Source organism: Corallococcus sp. AB032C (assembly GCF_003668935.1).
In the GTDB taxonomy this organism is placed as follows: Bacteria; Myxococcota; Myxococcia; order Myxococcales; family Myxococcaceae; genus Corallococcus; species Corallococcus exiguus.
This window is the reverse complement of the sequence record NZ_RAWP01000102.1, coordinates 20,867-36,881: the sequence shown is the minus strand read 5'-3', so window position 1 is coordinate 36,881 and position 16,015 is coordinate 20,867. Positions and strand designations below refer to the sequence as shown.

The 16,015-nt window shown below is 44.3% G+C and carries 21 protein-coding genes; 17 read left to right on the top strand and 4 right to left on the bottom strand.

Annotated features, from left to right (window positions below; genetic code table 11):
- Nucleotides 1-84: 84 nt before the first annotated feature.
- The 3 genes from D7X99_RS33205 to D7X99_RS33195 all read right to left on the bottom strand — a co-directional run bounded on the left by D7X99_RS33205 (nt 85) and on the right by D7X99_RS33195 (nt 1,841).
- On the bottom strand, nt 85-996 hold the full coding sequence (locus tag D7X99_RS33205; RefSeq protein WP_121781248.1) for a helix-turn-helix domain-containing protein: 912 nt from the start codon (nt 994-996) through the stop codon (nt 85-87).
- Nucleotides 997-1,242: 246 nt separating this feature from the next.
- Nucleotides 1,243-1,572: a type II toxin-antitoxin system PemK/MazF family toxin gene (locus D7X99_RS33200; protein WP_121781247.1), complete on the bottom strand. Its 330-nt coding sequence runs from the start codon at nt 1,570-1,572 to the stop codon at nt 1,243-1,245.
- Nucleotides 1,572-1,841 (bottom strand): AbrB/MazE/SpoVT family DNA-binding domain-containing protein, encoded by a 270-nt coding sequence (locus tag D7X99_RS33195; protein ID WP_121781246.1) that lies wholly within the window; start codon nt 1,839-1,841, stop codon nt 1,572-1,574. The genes D7X99_RS33200 and D7X99_RS33195 overlap by 1 nt, the downstream gene beginning before the upstream one ends.
- Before the next feature lie 648 nt (nt 1,842-2,489).
- On the opposite strand from D7X99_RS33195, the gene D7X99_RS42510 reads away from it, so the two are divergent.
- The gene (locus D7X99_RS42510) at nt 2,490-3,176 is read left to right on the top strand and encodes a hypothetical protein (RefSeq protein ID WP_147476336.1); all 687 of its coding nucleotides are present in this window, start codon (nt 2,490-2,492) and stop codon (nt 3,174-3,176) included.
- 431 nt (nt 3,177-3,607) lie between these two features.
- Here the strand turns inward: D7X99_RS42510 and D7X99_RS33190 are convergent, their stop codons facing one another.
- Nucleotides 3,608-4,012, bottom strand: coding sequence for a helix-turn-helix domain-containing protein (locus D7X99_RS33190; protein WP_199756399.1), 405 nt, complete (start codon nt 4,010-4,012; stop codon nt 3,608-3,610).
- Nucleotides 4,013-4,252: 240 nt separating this feature from the next.
- Here D7X99_RS33190 and D7X99_RS33185 point away from each other — a divergent pair, with 240 nt between their 5' ends.
- From D7X99_RS33185 to terL, 16 genes are all read left to right on the top strand, one after another.
- On the top strand, nt 4,253-4,498 hold the full coding sequence (locus D7X99_RS33185; protein WP_121781244.1) for a helix-turn-helix transcriptional regulator: 246 nt from the start codon (nt 4,253-4,255) through the stop codon (nt 4,496-4,498).
- A complete protein-coding gene (locus D7X99_RS42505) occupies nt 4,498-4,686 on the top strand; it encodes a hypothetical protein (protein WP_147476335.1) in 189 nt (62 codons plus the stop codon). The genes D7X99_RS33185 and D7X99_RS42505 overlap by 1 nt, the downstream gene beginning before the upstream one ends.
- Nucleotides 4,683-4,814 carry a hypothetical protein gene (locus D7X99_RS44350; RefSeq protein WP_255429659.1) on the top strand — a complete coding sequence of 44 codons (132 nt, stop codon included), beginning with the start codon at nt 4,683-4,685 and terminating at the stop codon, nt 4,812-4,814. The genes D7X99_RS42505 and D7X99_RS44350 overlap by 4 nt, the downstream gene beginning before the upstream one ends.
- A 276-nt stretch (nt 4,815-5,090) precedes the next feature.
- Nucleotides 5,091-6,059: a YqaJ viral recombinase family protein gene (locus D7X99_RS33180; RefSeq protein ID WP_121781243.1), complete on the top strand. Its 969-nt coding sequence runs from the start codon at nt 5,091-5,093 to the stop codon at nt 6,057-6,059.
- Nucleotides 6,056-6,925, top strand: coding sequence for a recombination protein RecT (gene recT / locus D7X99_RS33175; RefSeq protein ID WP_121781242.1), 870 nt, complete (start codon nt 6,056-6,058; stop codon nt 6,923-6,925). The genes D7X99_RS33180 and recT overlap by 4 nt, the downstream gene beginning before the upstream one ends.
- 30 nt (nt 6,926-6,955) lie before the next feature.
- Entirely contained in the window at nt 6,956-7,807 is an 852-nt protein-coding gene (locus tag D7X99_RS33170; RefSeq protein WP_147476334.1) for a DnaD domain protein, read from the top strand.
- A complete protein-coding gene (locus D7X99_RS33165; protein ID WP_199756398.1) occupies nt 7,773-8,474 on the top strand; it encodes an ATP-binding protein in 702 nt (233 codons plus the stop codon). Before D7X99_RS33170 ends, D7X99_RS33165 begins: the two co-directional genes overlap by 35 nt.
- Before the next feature lie 19 nt (nt 8,475-8,493).
- Nucleotides 8,494-8,712, top strand: coding sequence for a hypothetical protein (locus D7X99_RS33160; protein ID WP_199756397.1), 219 nt, complete (start codon nt 8,494-8,496; stop codon nt 8,710-8,712).
- 201 nt (nt 8,713-8,913) lie between these two features.
- On the top strand, nt 8,914-9,405 hold the full coding sequence (locus D7X99_RS33150; RefSeq protein ID WP_121781239.1) for a dUTP diphosphatase: 492 nt from the start codon (nt 8,914-8,916) through the stop codon (nt 9,403-9,405).
- A 364-nt stretch (nt 9,406-9,769) separates the two neighbouring features.
- Nucleotides 9,770-10,837, top strand: a complete 1,068-nt coding sequence (gene dcm / locus D7X99_RS33145; protein ID WP_121781254.1) for a DNA (cytosine-5-)-methyltransferase — start codon at nt 9,770-9,772, stop codon at nt 10,835-10,837.
- A gap of 52 nt (nt 10,838-10,889) precedes the next feature.
- On the top strand, nt 10,890-11,396 hold the full coding sequence (gene recU / locus D7X99_RS33140; protein WP_121781238.1) for a Holliday junction resolvase RecU: 507 nt from the start codon (nt 10,890-10,892) through the stop codon (nt 11,394-11,396).
- Between the two features lie 237 nt (nt 11,397-11,633).
- The gene (locus D7X99_RS33135; RefSeq protein ID WP_121781237.1) at nt 11,634-11,822 is read left to right on the top strand and encodes a hypothetical protein; all 189 of its coding nucleotides are present in this window, start codon (nt 11,634-11,636) and stop codon (nt 11,820-11,822) included.
- Nucleotides 11,823-12,078: 256 nt separating this feature from the next.
- Nucleotides 12,079-12,555, top strand: coding sequence for a sigma-70 family RNA polymerase sigma factor (locus tag D7X99_RS33130; protein WP_121781236.1), 477 nt, complete (start codon nt 12,079-12,081; stop codon nt 12,553-12,555).
- 211 nt (nt 12,556-12,766) lie between these two features.
- Complete coding sequence (locus D7X99_RS33125) at nt 12,767-14,113, top strand: site-specific DNA-methyltransferase (protein ID WP_121781235.1); 1,347 nt, start codon at nt 12,767-12,769, stop codon at nt 14,111-14,113.
- 49 nt (nt 14,114-14,162) lie between these two features.
- A complete protein-coding gene (locus D7X99_RS33120; protein WP_199756395.1) occupies nt 14,163-14,657 on the top strand; it encodes a hypothetical protein in 495 nt (164 codons plus the stop codon).
- Nucleotides 14,581-16,011 carry a phage terminase large subunit gene (terL, locus tag D7X99_RS33115; RefSeq protein ID WP_199756394.1) on the top strand — a complete coding sequence of 477 codons (1,431 nt, stop codon included), beginning with the start codon at nt 14,581-14,583 and terminating at the stop codon, nt 16,009-16,011. The genes D7X99_RS33120 and terL overlap by 77 nt, the downstream gene beginning before the upstream one ends.
- The last annotated feature ends 4 nt before the right edge of the window (nt 16,012-16,015 follow it).

Here is a 16,015-nt window from a genome sequence, read left to right as displayed (position 1 = left end):
TATTTCCCTGGAGCGCATACACGCCGGCCAAATTTGTAGTAATGCTCGTTTTTAAAACTCCACCTTTATTGGTGCTTACAGCGATCACTCTGCCCATGAATAACATCCCCCATCATCTTCTTCACCGATAAAGTCATAAAACAAATCCGGCAGTTGCGGTTTTTTGTAAATGCTCATGCGTTGATCGTATACCATTCCATGAAGCGTTCCGTAGTAGTATCCTGGGATTTTGTTGAATTCGATTTTTCTTTGCTTGTACTTTTTAACGGCTTTTCTCCATGCTTCAAACACTAGCTCCATGCTTTCTTCATCGATCCGGCAAGGTCCCCATACTTTTTTAAACGCCACTTTCGTTGAATGCCATAAACGCTCGATATCGATTGCTTGGGTAAAGGCGATTTTTACTCTTTCGACAAACTCTTTCGGAACTTCTTTGCTGACAAAATTTGAATCTAATTCGATTTTATCAATCTCGCATTTATGCATATATATATTATTATTTTTATTTTCTCTAAAAGACTTAGTTTTAAGAATCATAGTTTCGGAGTCGTTTTTTGCCGGTTGATCGCTTGGTGTGTCTGCGGTTGTCGGCTCTTGGCGATGTGACATTTCCGATGTGACATCCGATGTGACATCGTCCGGTAAAGAAAGATCTGGCATCGGTTGAATGATAATGATCGGGTGGCCATATCCACCGTTTTTCCGTATCGTTTTAATTCGCTTGACGATACCGGTTTCCTCTAATAGATTCAACGCGCGATGAATGGTTCGGCTTGTTTTTCCTGCAAGTTCGGCGATAGTGCCGATTTTTGCCCAGCAAACACCTGGAATTTTTACCGCGAATCGCGAAACAATTTTAAGTGTGGCGATCGCGGCCGGGGTAAGTTTATGCTTAAAGTGATATAGGAATGCGCGTATGGTATTATTGATTTCTTCTTTATTTTCAAATGTTTTTAGGTGTTTTAATGCATTGTAGTCTGCTGACGCTATTTGCATAAAAATTTCCCTCCACAGATTAATTTTTTGTGCAGGGAACCTTAATATACCAATCTCAAAGTATTGCCTTTTATACCGTTTGTCGGTTATAATTAAGGCAAAATTAAAAATTGCATAAAAAACCTTCCACAATTAAGGTATTAAGGTATTAAGGTATTGAGGTTCCCTGCGGAAAGTCGGTGTTGCAGCACCGGCTTTTCTATTTGTCTATTATATTACTAAATAACGCGTTTTGTGGCAATACAATCATGACAAAAAGGTATGAATCAGGTCCAGACAATACGAAACGACTTCACTTGGAGCTTGTCCTACGATTTGGAATCGACGCGCACGCCAATCTAAACTTTTAACCTGGTCGGTTAAAATAACGCCTTCTACGGCCAAACCGGGAGGCAGGGCCACTTCGAATGGATATCCTTTTTGTTGCCTGGTGATCGGGCATACTACTGCGAATCCTGTTAATTGATTAAATGGTTTTGGTGATAGAACAATTCCTGGGCGTGTTCCTGCTTGTTCATGTCCTGCCTGGGGGTTGAAATTGACATAAACAAGATCCCCGCGATCCGGTGCTTGCATTACAACAATTCATTCCCTTCTACTCCGAAATCAATTTCAACATGTCGATTTTCCGGCGTTATTTTAGCCAGGAGTTCTTCTAGCGTCGGCTTTTTCTTTTTCGGTATTAATTTGATTGCTTGGTTCTCCACAATCATCTCCATTTCCGAACCTTGGCGAATCGCGATTTGTTCCGCGATCACGCTTGGAATACGGATCGCAAGGCTATTTCCCCATTTTTGCACCTTTGTCGCCACACCAATCACTCCTTTTTCTTCGTTTGATTTCATTATACCACCATTCCTCTCTAAAGTGTATATACATAATTTATACATAGGGTGATTAAAAATTTCTCCATTTAGTTTCGCTTTTCGCGAATTTTTTTAATAAAAATGTTGCGTTTCGCGTTATTTAGAGTTAACATGGGAACTGTAAAGGGGAATAACAAATTGAAAGGGGAAATGAAAAATGGAAAAGAAACTGAAATCCTTATTAAAAAAGGGCTGGACTTATGTGAACGGCATAAAAGAATTCCATGAATTCGTGGCTTATGTTGAAGAACACGGCTAAGAAATCGAAAACGGACAAATGATCGGCCAGAAAATCAAAGTTAAATTGATCCCTGGAGAATAAAAGACGGGCCGGAGCAATCCGGCCTTTAATTAACATTAATGTTAATATTAATTTTATCAAAATTTTTATCATAAAAAATTAGTTGTAGGTATGGTTAGAAAGAGCTAACATGGAGACACCTTTTACCATATGAAAGCTACAAATTTAACAGGAGGTTTGGTAAAATGGCATTAATAAACTATGAATCAGCTTTGATATGTTTTATCACGCAGTTGTCGATCGGATTGTTCATCGTTTCAATTCAGCGAGCGCTTGATGGCGCTTGCATAATTTGAAATGATTTGAAATGAAAGGGTGATTGAAACATGACGAACAAGAAAATGTTATTATTGTCGGGTGTCCTTACTGGAGCGTTGGTTATTGGTGGAGGTACTTACTTTTTCCTGGATAGCAAGCCGGCTTCGACTTCGGTTGCTGAAGCAAAAACAGAAGAGGCGAAAAAACCGAAGGAATCCAATCTTATAGAAGTCCAGGAGAAAAAGCCGGAAGTGAAAACGGAAGAAAAGCCGGATAAAGTTCTTAAAGCACGGGATGGGAACTCGGTTGTCGGCGTTCCGGATATTCGCGATTATTCGATCGCTGTGAAATTCAAACCTGGCAAAGAGGAAGAAGGGAAACGAATCCTGGCTGAACTGCACGAATTCTATAATAATCTGACTGGTTGGGGCGACGCGGAACATATCGATTGGTCCAATCTCAAATACGCGGAAATGCAAGAAAAAATTCAATCGTTTAGGGATACACTCGAACCGAACACAAGTAGAATTGAAAATGACGTCAACAATGCGACGGTTCTCCTGGGAGTGGCATACCGATACGAGGACTCTATGGCGATGCGTTATGTTCATCGTATTTTTCATGATCTGGACCATCATATAAATGGTACTCCGGTAGACAAAGAATGGGGTGTAACAAGCGCTTTTAACGGTAATCCAAAGGAAATAAGAAATTATTTACTTGGCAGCGGATTTTTCGCCGAAAATAAAAAATAAGTTATAAATAGGCTCTACTCTCTAGTACCACATCTCTATCAGATGTGGTTTTTTTTAATGAAATTTCTATATTTTATCTACACTTTCCCTTTTACGCTATGGTACAATCAAATAAGAACACATGTTTGTGGAAAAAAGAAAAAAGGGGGCCTTTCGATGGATCTATGTAATGAGGAAGAATATGTTTTGGAAAAGAAAACGATGGAGGCTTGCGAAAGGCAACACAAGGATGCAATCCTCGAATTATTAGAAGTGCTCCACAATAATTTCCCCTACCCATATTGTGAAGCACGCGATTACGATCCAGCGAATGTCCGAAATCTCTTGAATTTGTTATTCCTGTACAAGCTGATTACAAAAACCGAACGCGACAGGCTCATAAGATATTTTCAAATGCGATCGGAAAACAAAGAAAAGAAGCGAGTGGCTACTTAAGCATGCTCGCTTTTATTTTTTTCTTTCTCTTTTTCGTCCTGGATGATCTTTGGGAGTCGATCCCGAACAACCAATTCTAATAAGTCGCGTAAAGGTTTTAATTCCTCATCTGTTAATGGTACACCATCCCAATGAAGATCGTTTTCTTTTAATAGCTCTTTTGCGTTTCGCGTCGGCTCTTTCGGATATGGATTGTCGGTTAAACCTAACAAATAATCGGTGCTGGTTTTTAGAATATCAGCTATTTGCACCAATATTTCTAGAGGCGGTTGTCTATAGTCGCTCTCATATCCAGCGTATGTACTTCTGGCAACACCTAATTTATCGGCTATCTCTTGAAGTGTAAGGCCGCGTTTTTTACGGACCTCACGCAGCCGTTTCCCGATCAATGGAGTCACCACCTTTCTGCTTCTATTTTTTATTTTTTAACTTTTTATTTTTATATTTTTCTTTATTTCTCTCATCCTCTTACATACTATAAGCATATTATTCGCGTTGAGCAACACAAATAATGCTCATAGCGAACAAACAAACGAAAAAATTTTTTAAAAAAAGGCATTTTTTACTTGAAAAGTTCGCGTTTCGCGTTATAATAAAAGTACGAAGTTTATTCAAAACGCGACGTAAAAGGGGGTTAAAAGATGACAACAAAAAAACGGGAATGGCTGATTAAACTACGGCATGAACGAGGTCTTACCGGTCGGGAAGTCGCGGAAATGGCTGGGATCAGCGTGAATACTTACTACGGATACGAACATGGACGCCGATTCCCAAGAAAAGAACACGCGATTCGCATCGCGGAAATTTTAGATTTCCCGATTGGTTATTTCTTTTACCATGATGTTCGCGAAACGAGACAAGAAGAAACAGGAAAGGAGGTGATCTGATGAACTCGGTTCGTGATAAAAAGTTCCTCAAAAAGCGATATATGCAGATGCTGAAAGATGAAATTTTTCTATCGGGTTTTGTTGAGGTTCTAGAATCTGCAGGCGATCGCCAGGGCGCGAGCCTGGTTCGGGAAAAGCTCTATGAATTAAGAAATTCGCGCTTGCAGTTGAAGGAGTTGATTTCATGAAGTTCCTGGTTCGTGAATGGCTCCAAATGTCGAAAGAAGAGCGTTTTTGGTTGCTAGAAAACGAGGCCTATCGCCAATGGAAAGAAAGAAAAAATAAAAACGGCTCTCTTGCGCCAGAGAACCGTTAAAAAAGGACCGATGAAAAATGTTCCTATCTCTATTCTATCTCATCGGTCCTTCCGATACAAATATTTTTTTTGGGAGGTATTCGATATGAATCTTGACCGTTTTGCGTATGGTTTACGCGATCCACAATCAATTCCGATGATTGGTGAATGCGCACATTGTCACGCTGGAATCTTCAAAGGCTATGAAGTGATTCGATATGAAGGTGAACTTTTCTGCGATACCCATTGCCTTGGTGAATACTTGTTGGAAGTCGTGGACTACGAGGAGGTGATCCTATGAATCCGATCATCCTGGCAGAGACGGCGAACATGGATCATCTTGAATGGTTGCGGTTACGTCAGAAAGGCATCGGCGGCTCGGATGCGGCCGCCATTGCCGGCCTTAACAAATATAAAAGTCCGGTTCAAGTGTATTACGAAAAGGTCGAGGACATCAAAGTGGAATCAGAACAAAGCGAAGCGGCATATTTCGGTCATGTCCTGGAAGATATCGTTGCAAAAGAATTCGCGAGACGCACAGGGAAGAAAATCCGAAAACGGAACGCGATCCTGCAACATCCGGAGTATCCATTCATGCTCGCGAATGTAGACCGGCTCATTGTTGGAGAAGATGCCGGCCTGGAATGTAAAACGGCGAGCGAATACCTCAAGAATGAATGGGTGGAAGGCGAAAAGATTCCGGATCAATATTTCATCCAATGCCAGCACTACATGGCTGTTACCGGTCGCTCTAAATGGTACATCGCGGTCTTAATCGGCGGCAATAAGTTTCGTTGGGATGTCATCGAACGTGACGAAGAAATCATCAATTACTTGATTGAAATTGAGACGGATTTTTGGCAGCGCGTCATCGAAAAACGGCCACCGGAAGTGGACGGATCTGATTCAAGTACAAACTTGTTGAATCTCTTGTATCCGGCTGAATCGGTTATCGATGATGCGGCGGAATTACCGGATGAAGTGGATTCGCTCATTGACAAGCTGGAATCGGTGAATGCGGAAATCAAGAAGTACGAAGCGAAAAAGGCCGAAATTGAAAACAAAATCAAAGCAATGTTAGGCGAATATGAACGCGGCTATACCAATGATTACACGGTGAAATGGTCGGTAGTGAACTCGAACAGGTTTGATTCTAAACGATTCGCGAAAGAACACCCGGATTTGTATCGTCAATACGTCCAAGCGTCGACGTATCGACGTTTCAGCATCTCTAAAAACAAATCGAGAAAGGCGGTATCACAATGACTCAAGCGGAGAAACTGAAAAACCAATTGGCAGCGAAAGCGAACGGAAACGGCCAGGTGGCCAAAAAACAAAACGGCGACAAAGTCACCGTCGCCGATCTACTTCAAAAAATGAAGCCGGAATTCGAACGGGCGCTACCAAAACATATGGATGCTGACCGACTTATTCGTATTGCTCTTACTGAAATGCGCCAAAATCCAACGCTTCTATCCTGCGAAATTAAAAGTTTGATGGGAGCTATCATGCAAGCAGCTCAACTCGGATTGGAGCCTGGACTTCTTGGACATTGTTATTTGATTCCTTTTGAAAATAAAAAACGCGGAACAAAAGAAGTACAGTTTGTTATCGGCTACAAAGGTTTAATTGACTTGGTCCGTCGTTCCGGGGAAGTTGAAAGCATCAAAGCCGAGGCGGTGTATGAAAACGACGAATTCGAGTTTGAATACGGACTCGATGAAAAATTGCGCCACAAACCATTGCTGTTTGGTGATCGTGGGAAGCTCATCGGGTTTTATGCGTATGCCAAGTTCAAAGATGGCGGCCATGCGTTCCATGTGATGTCGGTGGAGGAAATTAACCGAATTCGCGATAAACACTCCAAGGCAAAAGACAAAGGTCCTTGGAAAGAAGAATACGAAGCGATGGCCAAGAAAACGGTCATTCGTCAGCTCATTAAATATTTGCCGATCTCCATCGAAGTTCAGCGGAACATTTCATTCGATGAAACGGTGCGTAAAGACATCACCGAAGAACCGGAACGCGTCGATGATTTCATTGATATGGAGTCGGAATACCTGGAAGGGGAAGTAATCGAAGCGGAACCGGTGGAAATGGAGCAACAAAAAGCAAACGGCCAGGGGGATTAATTCTCCCTGGTTAACCTGGAGGTGTTCCTTTTGACGATATATCGCATCGAAAAAAAAGAAAACTATGTGGTGCTAGATAAGGGATTCCTTCACGATCGTGAACTATCTTGGGAGGCAAAAGGATTGCTCGCTTATATGCTCTCGTTGCCGAACGATTGGGAGTTCAACATGAAAGACCTTAAAAATCGCAGCAAGAACGGCCGAGATGCGACATACCGGATTATGAAAGAGTTAATCGAAGCTGGCTATGTTACTCGCGTTGAAAACCGGGACGGGGGCAAATTTGAAAAAGTGGAATATATCGTTCATGAGGTGAAGCAATCACCGCGTACTGAAAATCCGGATACGGTTCCACCGTATACTGAAAATCCGTATCCGGAAAATCCGTATCCGGAAAATCCGACACTACTAAATAATAATAATACTAATTATAAAAATACTAATAATGATGATGATGATAAGGACCGCCCAAAAGAAAACGACCTTAATGCTTTCAGGTTTTATGAAGAAAACTTTCAGCCGACGCTTTCTTCTGTCGATATTGAAATCCTTAATTACTGGTTGGATCGTTTCCCGGAAGAAATTGTTCTCTGCGCCATGAGAAAAGCGCTTGAACAAAATGTCCGGAGAATCAAATACATCGATCGAATCCTTGCTAATTGGGAAATACAAAAGGTTCAAACGTTAGAAGATGTAGCTCGCTTGGACAGGCAGCATGAACTTGAAAAACAAACGAAACAAAAACGCGGGGGTGTTGTCAGTGGCTCGGTTCACCAGCATCGCGGAAGTGATGGCCGATCTTCAGAAGAAGGCAAAAGAATTTCGCATTATGAACCAGGAAAATGGGATGACGTCGACCTCTCCCTCGAAGGACTCCTATAAATGCGAAAAGTGTCGAGATTTAGGGATTATCTTTGTCGATAACAGCACTGCACGCGTTTGTGAATGCATTGTGCAGCGGAAAATTGAACGAATCTTTAAAGCGTCCGAGATCACTGAAGCGTTTCGTGGCTTGAACTTCTCAAACTTCTCACTTGACCACCGTCCACAGATCGTCCAGGACGCGTTTAAATGCGCTGTAAAATACGTTAAATCGTTTCCGGGTATCAAACATAGCCGGAGGAACTCTATCGCGCTCCTAGGCAATCCTGGGGCAGGGAAAACACATTTATTGACGGCGGTGGCCAATAATTTGATCAGAAATCAAGTTGAGGTTCTCTATTTTCCATACCGGGAAGGATTCGACGAAATCAAAGACGATCTTGAGAGCTTGGAACAAAAATGCGATCGAATGAAATCAGTTGAGGTCTTGTTTATCGATGATTTGTTCAAACGCGGCGCGACGGAATTTGAAATTAAAACCATGTATTCGGTCATTAACTATCGTTATCTCAACCACAAGCCGATTATGGTTTCGTCGGAATGCCTGGAGGATGATCTCCTGGAGATCGACGAAGCGCTCGGCTCTCGGATTATCGAAATGTGCCGAGATTATATCGTTGAAATCGTCGGTGACCGGAAACTATTAAACTATCGATTAGCCAGATAAAAAATGGGAGGTGGAAACCTTGATTGAATTCGTCGGGTTCGACGGTCCTGCGCCGTTCTCCATTATTTTTTGGCAACAGAACGGGGAGTACGTTTCCAAGACGATTTGTTACACGGAAGAGGAGGAACGTGAAGCGGTCAGTCGTTTTTATACGCCGAACGATTTTTACAGTGGTTTTGATGCCGCGATCATCTCTAGAAGAGAAGGGATTGTGAAAACGGTTTGGAGGTGGGAGTGATGCGTTGTCCAATCTGTGGCAGTCGGACAAAGGTATTGGATGTTCGTGAAAAGCGAGATAAGGTGAAGCGCAGACGGGAATGCCCGGATTGTTTAACGCGATTCACTACCGAAGAAAAGCTCGTCATTGATTCGTTGGATGAATACCTTATCCGTCGTCTGAATCGTAATTTTCGGACTCTATAAAAAGGGGGATATTTGAGTGAGAAATGGCTTAAGTCTAGGGGATCTCTTTGACATGCAGGAGGCGCTGGATCATCACATTCGGCGCAAACAAAACATCCCGATGGATATGGATCTCGTTCCGTATTTGGTGGATGCGCTCGATGTGGAAATCGCGGAATTACAGAACGAAGTCCGGTACTTCAAGTTTTGGAGTGCAGACCGAAATATGCGGCGTGAAGCGGCGTTGATGGAATATGTCGACGGATTGCATTTCTTCTTAAGCCTGGGATTGGCATTCGAAATCCCACGCGAATTCGAACCGTTACCGCATCACTACGATGACATCCGGAAACAATTCCGGGCGTTGAAACGCCATGTCTACATCATGGAGGGGCCGATGCAGTGGTATATCGCATTTAATCTTTTCCTTGGCCTTGGTGAACTCCTGGGATTCAGTTGGTCTGAAATCGAGGCGGCGTACAACAAAAAGAACGAGGTCAATCACGAACGACAAGAGGTGGGGTATTGATGTCAAACACGATGAATCAAGAACGGCAGCGGCTTATCGCTCGAATATGCGAATTAACAGGATTGAAACCATCACACTTCAATGATTGGTCCGATGAACATCTCACGTTCTTTTTCAGCGATCTGATGGGGAGGTTGCGAAAATGACCAAAAATGAAAAGTGGTATTGTCTGCGGCATCCGAAAACGCACCAGGAAGTTCGAACAAGTTCCTGGTGGCGGATGCTTTCTTGGAAAGCTCGCGGTTATCAGATGTTATCAGTGGCGGAACCTTGGAAAGTTAACAAAAATGTTAAGGCCTAAATTAATGTTAACGATAATTTTAACGTTATCGGTGGGGGTTGTTCAGCTAGAAAGGGGTGCATTATGAAGTTCCTTGACTTGTTCGCTGGGATTGGCGGTTTTCGAATGGGAATGGAAATGGCCGGTCATGAATGTGTTGGGTATGTAGAGATAGACAAGTTCGCTAGGAAGTCATATGAAGCGATATTTGACACAAAAGGAGAGTGGACGGCGCATGACATACGAACTGTATCAGACGACGATTTACGATTATTTAGAGGAAAAGTCGATGTTATCTGTGGTGGCTTCCCCTGCCAAGCCTTTAGCGTCGCAGGAAAGCGATTGGGTTTCGAAGACACTAGAGGAACTTTGTTCTTCGAAATTGCTAGATTCGCCAAAGAAATCAAACCACGTTATTTATTCCTTGAAAACGTCAAAGGCTTATTATCTCACGACCAAGGGCGAACGTTTGAAACCATCCTCCTTACGCTGGATGAATTGGGGTATGATGCGGAATGGCAAGTGCTTAACAGCAAAGATTTCGGAGTCCCACAAAACAGGGAAAGGGTGTTCATTATCGGACATCTTAGAAGAGCAAGTACCCGAAAAGTATTTCCTATCACAAGAGAAGACGGAGAAGTTACTACGGAACTTAAGCCACTGATAGGTGGCAAACAAGCAATGAGAGTTTTTGATCCAAATGGATTAAGTGTCACTCTATCTGCGCAAAGTGGAGGCTGGGGAGCAAAAACAGGACTCTACGCTATACCTGTTCTTACTCCCGACAGAGAAGAAAAACGGCAAAACGGAAGAAGAATGAAAGAACCAAGAGAACCGATGTTTACCTTAACAGCGCAAGATAGGCATGGTGTGTTATTAAGTGTTACTCAACATGAGGTACGAAAGAAAGAAGTTGCCAACTGTTTAGATGCAAATTATTACAAAGGGATATACAGCAACCAAGAACGTGCAGGGGTTTTACAAGATTATCGTATTAGACGTTTAACACCGCGAGAATGTTGGAGGTTGCAAGGCTTCCCGGATTGGGCATTTGATAAAGCGGCGGCGGTTAATTCCGATTCGCAGCTTTATAAACAAGCAGGAAATAGCGTTACTGTAAATGTGATTTATGAAATCGCCAATCGTTTGTAACGAAAATTAATGTTAATGTTAACAATAATTTTAATGTTATCGAGGTGGTATTGTGGCCATCAGTCCAGCAAATCGCGGCATGACATTCGAGCATTTAGTCGAATACACGAATCGCTGTTACAGGATGAAGGGGATTGCTCACATTGAAAAAGTACCAACTCCTTGGAAGGTGATTCGGCAAGGAAAGCGCATCATCAGCGCGTTCCCGGAAAAAAAGGGAATGGTGGACTTCATTGGGATTGCTCATGGTCGCATGATTGCCTTCGATGCGAAATCGACGAGGGAACGTACCCGTTTCCCTCTTGATAACATCGAGGAACATCAAATGGCTTTTTTGAAATCCTGGCGTGACCAGGGAGCGATCACCTTTTTCCTGGTGGAATTCGCAAAGAAGCATGAAGTGTATCTCCTTCGTTTTTCGGATGCAGAGAAATGGTGGGAACAATCAAAACAAGGCGGCCGGAAGTCGATCCCTTATGAATGGTTTGTGGAGCATTGCGACCTGGTGAAATCGAGCCGGGGAATCCCGATCGATTATCTGAAATGCCTGGAGAAATGATATGCATGTGTTTGTATCTATTCACGACGACCGGCCGGAATGGATGAAAGAAGAGGACGCTCTTATGTGTTGTTGGTGGTATTGTCCGTTATTCAAAAAATGCGCGACTCGTTGCGGTTATGACTGCACACGATTTGGTGGCGAAGTAATACCCAAAATAAGGGGATGATAACATGGAACAGCTGAAATGGCAACGCGAAATTATCCGGGACGAATACGTATCGGAGGCGGATATTCATGTTCGTGCGCGTGAAATACTTCGAATTTGGCAAAGAAAAGGGCTATACCATGTGGGCCAAAAGCAAGGAGGAAGTCATCGCCAATCTGCGGCGAGTTGGTTGTTCTCCCGACATGGTTCAATCGCTTGAAGTCTGCAAGCCTGGAGAAAACAAATTCAAACCATACAATCCTAAATTCTTACGGTGAGGTGTTGCTCTATGGCTAAACGGATAAGAATCACACTTGGACAATGCAAACGCGAAATCGACGATGCTCTTGCGCTTTGGGAGCAAATCGCGCTGGAGACGCTCCATAAAGAGTTTGGTTTCGGTCCGAAGCGCCAGGAACGGTTCATGAACCGGTTCCATACAGTGGCGCGTGCCAAACTCATGGAGCAATACGCGCAGATGAACATCAAATATCGTCATATGCTTTAAAAAATCGAAAGGGGAAGGTGACCGGTATGAAAACCAAAGCGAAAAAGAAAACACGCAGCGATCGGCGGTTCCTGGAGGTAGAGCGGCTCCTACGGCATTATCGGTATTACAAATCCGGGATCGTCAATCTCAAAAAACAACTCGATTACATTATGCCAGGATGCGTCGCAAACTATGAAATCGTGGAAGGGACAACCGGTACCTTCTCGATTCGATCCACCACGGAAAAGTACGCGATCGATCGGATTGAATCGAAACGCGCGCTCGACATTTACGAAAAAATCCAGGAATATGAATTAATCGTGAATTGCATCGAGCAGTCGCTGGAATCGTTGAACGAGGAAGAGAAGAAATTCGTTGGAATTCGCTATTTCGATGGTAAATCGATGAAATACGCGGCCGATGTCCTTGGGTACTCGGAGCGCTCTGTTTTCAATGTGAGAAACGAGGTCCTTCAAAAGCTCACGATCAGTCTGAACGGTGTCTTGCAGTTGCTAAAATGAGAGCGATCGGCTCTCTTTTTCTTGCCTTTGCAGTTTTCTTGCAGTTTTTTTGCAGTTTTCTTGCATTTTTTTAATTCTATAAAATGTTATTATGCTAGTAGGCAACACCTACCCCATCAATGGAGTTACCACCCGGAATTTTTCGGGTGGGTTTTATTTTTATGTTAATGTTAATGTTATTTTTATTGTTAATAGAGGTGTTAATGTTGCCATGAATCTTCGTGTTGAAAATAAAAAAATTACCGATTTGAAGCCAGCGCCGTACAATCCGCGCTTGGACCTTCAGCCTGGCGATCCGGATTATGAAAAGCTGAAACGGTCCATTCAAGAATTCGGCCTGGTGGAGCCGATTGTGTTTAACGAACGGACCGGATATGTGGTTGGTGGCCATCAGCGATTGAAGGTTCTTCAAGACCTGGGATGGTCCGAAGTGCCGGTTTCGGTGGTTGACCTGGATCCGGAAAAAGAGAAAGCACTAAATGTCGCTCTTAATAAAATTGAGGGCGATTGGGATAATTTTAAACTCAAAGAATTGCTCGAAGAACTCGATACCGGTGCGTTCGATATAACAATCACCGGTTTCGATGAAGAAGAAATTGAGGACCTCATGACACAGTTCTATGTCGAAGAAGAAACCGAGGTCAAAGAAGACAATTTCGACCCGGATAAAGCGGCCGAAGAAGTCGAGGAACCGATCACCAAGCCTGGCGATGTGTGGTTGCTTGGTCGCCATCGGCTTATGTGTGGTGATTCGACCAACATTGATGATGTCCTACGGCTCATGGGCGGCAAACAAGCCGATATGATTTTTACCGATCCACCGTATAACGTCGATTACGAAGGCAGCAATGGAAAGAAAATCAAAAACGACAACATGGAAGATTCGGCTTTTTATCAGTTCCTCTATGATGCCTTTGTTGCCATGTATACGGCGCTGAAAGAGGGTGGTCCGATCTATGTGTGCCATGCGGATTCGGAAGGCCTGAATTTCAGAAAAGCGTTTAAAGATGCCGGGTTCCTCATGAAGCAATGCTTGATATGGGTAAAAAACAGCCTTGTCCTTGGCCGGCAGGACTACCATTGGAAGCATGAACCGATTCTCTATGGATGGAAGCCTGGCGCGGCTCATGCCTGGTATGGCGGCCGGAAACAGGACACCGTCGTCGAGGAAGATGTGGACTTGGTGATCCAAAAGGAATGCGATCATTTCGTTTTGTCCTTCTCTAACGGCATTAAGTCCGTTATGGTGAAAGTACCAAGCTACGAGATTGTCTTTTCCGGCGATGATTCGGATAGTACGACCTGGCGCATCGAAAAGCCGAAGAAAAACGCGGACCATCCGACCATGAAGCCGATCGCTCTTTGCGCGCGAGCAATTCAAAACTCCAGCAAGCCTGGAGAATTGGTGCTGGATCCGTTTGGCGGTTCCGGCTCTACGTTGATCGCGTGCGAACAAACCGGGCGTACTTGCTTCACGATGGAGTTCGATCCAATATATTGCGATGTAATCCTTCGTCGATTTGAGGAATTCACCGGTCAGAAGGCGGTTCGAATTTGAAAGCAAACAAAAATACAACCGATCGGTATTCCGGTCGGTTTTTTGTGTGGTGATGAAGATGGCGGGTAGACCTACCAAGCTAACACCGGAACTTCAAAAGAAAATTATTGATGCGATCCGGGCCGGCAACTACATGGAAACAGCGGCGGCCTATGCTGGTATCTCGAAGGATACCTTTTTCCGTTGGCTCCGGAAAGGAGCGCGCGCCAAAAGCGGCATTTATAAAGATTTTCACGATGCGGTTGAAAAAGCGCTCGCGGAATCGGAAGTTCGGGACGTGATGCTTATCGCAAATGCGGCGACCACGGATTGGAAGGCAGCGGCCTGGCGGCTTGAACGGAAATTTCCAGACAGATGGGGAAGAAAGGAGAGATTGTCGGCCGATCTCCATCACTCGGGGCAGGTGGTAAAACGTGAAGAGTACGACATCTCGATCACTCACGAAATCACAAACGAAATCCTCAACGATGAAGAAGCGAAAGAACTTGCAAAACAATTGCTCCGACGAAGAAATGCTCTTAAACGGTCTGATGAACAATCTTGATGAGATTGAAAAGGCGCTCGCTCGCGAGGATTATTCGGTTTATCTTGAATACGTCCATCATGGCCGGTATATCCCTTCGCGCCATTCTGATTTGGTATGCCAATATCTCGAAAAAGTCGAACGCGGCGAAATTCGACGGCTCATGATTTTCATGCCACCTCGCCATTCTAAATCTATGACCGTTACGGAAACCTTTCCGTCCTGGTTTATTGGCCGAAATCCGGAGCGCCGGGTGATCGAGGTATCCTACGGTGACTCCCTGGCGCGGAAATTCGGAAAAGCGAACCGGAATAAAATCGCGGAATTCGGCGAGGAATTATTCGGCATTACGCTCGCTCGCGATAATAACTCGGTTACCAATTGGGATATAGAAGGCCATCGTGGTGGTATGATTTCCGTCGGTATCGGCGGTGGTATCACCGGGCAGGGCGCGGACCTCTTAATCATCGACGACCCGATCAAAAACCGGAAAGAGGCCGATTCGGAAACCTATCGCGAGATGCTTTGGTCTGAATGGAAGGACACACTATCGACTCGGTTGCAGCCTGGCGGCCGGGTTATTTTAATTCTCACAAGATGGCATGAAGATGACCTGGCTGGCCGGCTCCTAAAACACGAACCGGACAAATGGACGGTCCTGTCGTTGCCGGCGGTCTGTGAATCAGAAGATGATCCATTGGGCCGTAAGATCGGCGAGGCGTTATGGGCAGAGTACGGATTCGATGAAAAATGGGCCGAAGAAACGAAGCGGTCCGTCGGCTCTCGTACTTGGTCGGCCTTATACCAACAGCGGCCATCGCCTGCCGAGGGTTCTATGTTCAAACGGTCATGGTGGAAATATTACCGCGCGTTGCCGGCTCGGTTTGATGAGGTCATTCAATCCTGGGACTGTGCGTTCAAAGATAATAAAGACAGCGACTATGTTGTTGGCCAAGTGTGGGGAAGAATCGGCGCAAACAAATATTTAATCGACCAGGTTCGGGGGCAAATGGATTTTCCGACGACAATCCAAGCAATCCGTAATCTATCGGCTCGTTATCCTTCTGCCTACGCGAAGTTGATTGAGGATAAGGCGAACGGTACGGCCGTTATTCAAACATTGCGGAATGAAATCCCTGGTATTATCCCGGTGAATCCGGACGGTGGAAAAGTAGCAAGGGCGGCATCGGCATCGGCAGACGCGGAAGCCGGCAACATCTACTTGCCAGCGCCGGAGATTGCTCCTTGGGTGCATGATTTCGTCGAGGAATGCGCTTCGTTCCCTAACGGTGCGAACGACGACCAAGTTGACGCATTCACACAAGCTATAAACCGATTTAATAACAAACCGCGACCGAGCATTCGCTCGCTATAAAGGT